This window comes from Streptomyces zinciresistens K42, from assembly GCF_000225525.1.
In the GTDB taxonomy this organism is placed as follows: domain Bacteria; phylum Actinomycetota; class Actinomycetes; order Streptomycetales; family Streptomycetaceae; genus Streptomyces; species Streptomyces zinciresistens.
Genome location: NZ_AGBF01000341.1, coordinates 1 through 4,167 on the forward strand (window position 1 = coordinate 1; position 4,167 = coordinate 4,167).

The 4,167-nt window shown below is 72.9% G+C and carries 3 protein-coding genes and 1 pseudogene; all 4 read right to left on the minus strand.

The window, feature by feature from the left end:
* Nucleotides 1-330 precede the first annotated feature (330 nt).
* Entirely contained in the window at nt 331-915 is a 585-nt protein-coding gene (locus tag SZN_RS35900) for a hypothetical protein (protein ID WP_043735007.1), read from the minus strand.
* Nucleotides 916-950: 35 nt separating this feature from the next.
* A complete protein-coding gene (locus SZN_RS35905) occupies nt 951-1,523 on the minus strand; it encodes a GNAT family N-acetyltransferase (RefSeq protein ID WP_007505287.1) in 573 nt (190 codons plus the stop codon).
* Entirely contained in the window at nt 1,501-3,747 is a 2,247-nt protein-coding gene (locus tag SZN_RS35910) for an MMPL family transporter (protein ID WP_007505289.1), read from the minus strand. The genes SZN_RS35905 and SZN_RS35910 overlap by 23 nt, the downstream gene beginning before the upstream one ends.
* Before the next feature lie 235 nt (nt 3,748-3,982).
* Nucleotides 3,983-4,167: pseudogene (locus tag SZN_RS35915) on the minus strand (hypothetical protein); the annotation flags it as partial.

The following is a 4,167-nucleotide window of genomic DNA, read 5'->3' on the forward strand; positions in this document are numbered from 1 at the left end:
GGGAGGGGGTGCCGGGGCGGCGCGGGCGGCGCGGCGCAGTCGCCGCGCCTCGCCGGCCAGGCGCTCGTGGTCGGCCTGGCGGATCAGTTCGGCGGAGCGTATGCGGTACAGCTCGTAGGCGTCCATGGCGGTCCCTGTCTTCCCTGGTGAGAGCCGGGTTCGGCGTCGCTTGCGCGATGCCTCCACCGTGGCCCGCCAGGGGGGTCCGCCACATCGGGAGAGTGCCGCATGTCCGGCGGCGCGCGGGGCCTTAGACGCGGCGAGGGGTCCCGGGCGCCGTCTGAGGGGGTGACGGCGCCCGGGACCCCTCGCTCGGGACCCGCGCGGAGATCAGGGCGCCGAGGGCAGGCCCAGCAGCGCGTCGGTGTACTTGAGGACGGCCAGCAGCAGGCCGATGACGCCGAGGGCGACGCCGCCCCAGGCGACGGACTTGATCCAGACGGGCTGGATCCGGCCGGGCCCGCCGAACGCGGGACGGGCGAGCACGACGACGCCGACGATCAGCGCGATCACGGCGAACATGCCGGCCCACAGCGCGGTGACCTGCCAGGCGTCGCCGTAGACCTCCTTGATCTGGGTCGCCACGCCCGCGTTGGACGCGGTCTGGAGCTGGCCCACGAGGGTCTCGCGGGCGGCGGCGACGGTGCCGATCCAGCCACCGGTCAGGGACACGAGCCCCAGGGCGACGGAGACGACCGCGCCCGCGCCCTCACCCACGGCGGAGGAGTGCTCCCCGGTGGCCTCCGCGGCCGCCGCTTCCTCCTCCTCGTCCAGGGTCTCGTCGGGCTCCGTCACCTCATCGGTGTCGGCGGAGCCAGGAGCATCGGTCGCCTTCACGACGTCCACCTTCTCCTCGTCGTTCTTGGCCTCGGTACCGCGCTCGGCGCCGGTCTCGTCCACTGTCTTCGTTCCCATGTCTCGCACCGTACGGACGCTGTCTGAGAGGTCTCTTAATGATCCCTGTGAGCGGCACGCGCGCGTGCCTCACGCCATTCGGGGGCCAGGATCGACCACACCTCCAGGTCGTGCCGGACTCCACGATAGGGGTAGCTCTCCCTGCGCACTCCATCACGGGTCATGCCGAGGCGACGCGCCACGTTCAGGCTCGGCGTGTTCCCGGCGGAGGCGACCCATTCGACCCGGTGGACGCCCCGGCGCTCGACCGCGAAATCGATGAGCACCCGCACGGCGCGGGTGACGAGCCCGCGTCCGGTGCCCGCGGGCTCCAGCCAGCAGCCGACCTCGCAATTGGCGTTCTCCGCGTCGAAGTTCAGGAACAGCACCCCGCCCACCAGGGTCCCGTCCAGCCACAGCCCGTGCAGGGAGCCGGTGTCGGCGGCGCGCAGATCGGCGTAGCGCTGGAGCGTGGCGCGCGCGGACTCCACGTCGCGGGCCTGGGAGCCGAAGGGGACGTACTGGTTGACGAAGTCCCTGCCGCGCTCCAGATGGGCGAGGAACTCCTCGGCGTTCCAGGGCTCCAGGGGCCGCAGTTCGGCTCCGTCACCCAGCGGTATCGCGTACATCCGGCTTGCGCTCCTCCCGCGCCAGTACGTCCGCCGCCTCGGCGTCCGTGGCGGCGGCCAGCCTCTCATGGGCGGCGCGGGACTCGGGCGGTTCGATGCTGATGCGGGGCATGCGCCGGTCGAGCCAGCGCGGCAGCCACCAGTTGGCGCCGCCGAGCAGGTGCATCAGGGCGGGCACGAGCAGGGTGCGCAGGACGAAGGCGTCCAGGGCGACGGCGGCGGCGAGCGCGATGCCGAACATGGCGATGACCCGGTCGCCGCTGAGGACGAAGGCGAGGAAGACGGAGATCATGATGACCGCGGCGGAGTTGATCACCCGGCTGGTCTCGGCGAGGCCGACGCGGACGGCCCGCCGGTTGTCCCCGGTCTCCAGCCACTCCTCGTACATCCGGCTGACCAGGAAGACCTGGTAGTCCATGGAGAGGCCGAAGAGGACCGACACCATGATCACGGGGAGGAAGGGTTCGATCGGGCCCGCGCGGCCGAGCCCCAGCAGTTCGCTCCCCCAGCCCCACTGGAAGACCGCGACGACGACCCCGAAGGCGGCGGCGACGGCGGCCACGTTCATCGCGGCGGCCTTCAGGGGTATGCCGACCGACCGGAAGGCGAGCAGGAGCAGCAGGCAGCCCAGGCCGATGACGACGCCGACGAAGAGGGGCAGCTTGCCGACGATCACGTCGGCGAAGTCGTCGTATCCGGCCGTCATGCCGCCGACCTGCACGTCGAGCGAGGTGCCGGACTCGGCGCGCGGGAGGACGTCCTCGCGCAGCCGGTCGACCAGCTCGCTGGTCTGCCGCGACTGCGGGGCGGACTCCGGTACGACGGTGAGGTACGCGGTGTCGCCCCCGGCGTTGTAGGTGACGGGGGTCGCCGCCGCCACGCCCTCGGTGGCGCGCAGGGTGGCGTCGAGGCCGTCCAGGGCGAGCTTGTCGTCGCCGCCGTCGACCTCGGTGACGAGGGTGAGCGGGCCGTTCACGCCGGGCCCGAAGCCGTCGGCGAGGAGGTCGTACGCCTGGCGGGTGGTGGAGCCCTGCGGGTCGTTGCCCTGGTCGGAGGTGCCCAGCCGCAGGCCGAGGGTGGGCAGCGCGAGGACGGCGATGACGGCCAGGGCGACGGCGCCGAGGGCCTTGGGGTGGCGCTCCACGAACGCCGACCAGCGCGCGGCGAACCCGGTGGGCACCTCGGGCTCGGGGCCGTGCTCGGCGAGTCTGCGGCGCTCGCGGCGGCTGAGGGCGCGCATGCCGATGAAGGACAGCAGGGCGGGCAGCAGGGTCACCGAGGCGGCGACGGTGAGGATCACGGTCAGCGAGGCGGCGATCGCGACGCCGTTGAGGAAGCTCAGCCGCAGGATCAGCATCCCGAGCAGGGCTATGCACACCGTGGCGCCCGCGAAGACGACGGCCCGTCCGGTCGTGGCGACGGCCTGGGTGATCGACTCGGCTACCGGAAGCCCGCGTTTCAGGCCGCGCCGGTGCCGGGTGACGATGAACAGCGCGTAGTCGATGCCGACGCCGAGCCCGACCAGCATGCCGAGCATCGGCGCGAAGTCGGCGACCGTCATGACGTGCCCGAGGAGGGCGATGCCGGCGTAGGCGGTGCCGACGCTCACCAGCGCGGTGGCGATGGGCAGCAGCGAGGCGGCGAGCGAGCCGAAGGCGAGGAACAGCACGACGGCGGCGACGGCGACCCCGACGATCTCGGCGGTCTTGCCGCCCGGTGCCTGGGTGAGCGCGACCCCGCTGCCGCCCAGCGCGACCTGGAGTCCGTCCCCCTCGGCGGTGCGGGCGGTGTCCACCAGGGCCCGCGCCTCGCCCTCGCTGAGGTTCTGGGCGCCGCCCTCGAAGGCGACGGTGGCGTAGGCGGTGCGGCCGTCCTCGCTGATCTGGGCGGCGCCCTGCTTGGTGTAGGGGCTGCCGACCGACGCGACGCCGGGCAGGCCGGCCATCTCGTCCAGGGTGCGCGTCATGGTCTGCTCGACGGCGGCGGCGCGGACGGTGCCGGTCCCGGTGCGCCAGACGACGGTGTCGCCGTCGCCGCCGAGGCCGGGGAAGCCGTCCGCGAGCAGCTGGGTGGCGCGGCCCGACTCGGTGCCGGGGACCTCGTAGTCGTTGGAGTACGCCGTGCCGGCGACGGCGGCGGCCGCGGTCACCCCGCCGAAGGCGAGGAGCCAGAGCAGGACGGCGACGAGGCGGCGTCGGACACACCAGCGTGCAAGAGCTGCCACGGACGTGCTCCCTCGGGCGATGGGGGATCTTTGGCCGGGAACAGTCGTTCATGGAGTGAACAGCCCGCAAAGAACGCATGAGCGATGTGGGGCAACTCTTGCAGGTGAAAATGATCGTTTGTCGGGTTCGTGGGGTTGTTCACACGAGTGGGAGCCAGATCACAGGACAGTAACGGCTGATGTGTCGTCGCAGGTGACGGCTTTCACACGGACTCGTGCGCGACGCGGGAACTTCTCAGCGGTACTGGTCACCCAGTGCCATCGCCGTCACTCCGGCGACGAGCAGCCGCAGCGCCCGGCGGGTGTGTCCGCGTGCGCCGAGGAGGGCGGCCAGCGCGCACACCGCGGCCCCGAGGGCGTAGGCGGCGGGGCGGGGGCCGGACCGGAGGCCGCGGCGCGGACCGCGCCCGCCGGCCCCGC

Bases quoted from the DNA above. Each gene is read 5' to 3' on its own strand.
- SZN_RS35905 (WP_007505287.1), bottom strand. From the start codon at position 1,523: ATGTACGCGATACCGCTGGGTGACGGAGCCGAACTGCGGCCCCTGGAG.
- SZN_RS35900 (WP_043735007.1), bottom strand. From the start codon at position 915: ATGGGAACGAAGACAGTGGACGAGACCGGCGCCGAGCGCGGTACCGAG.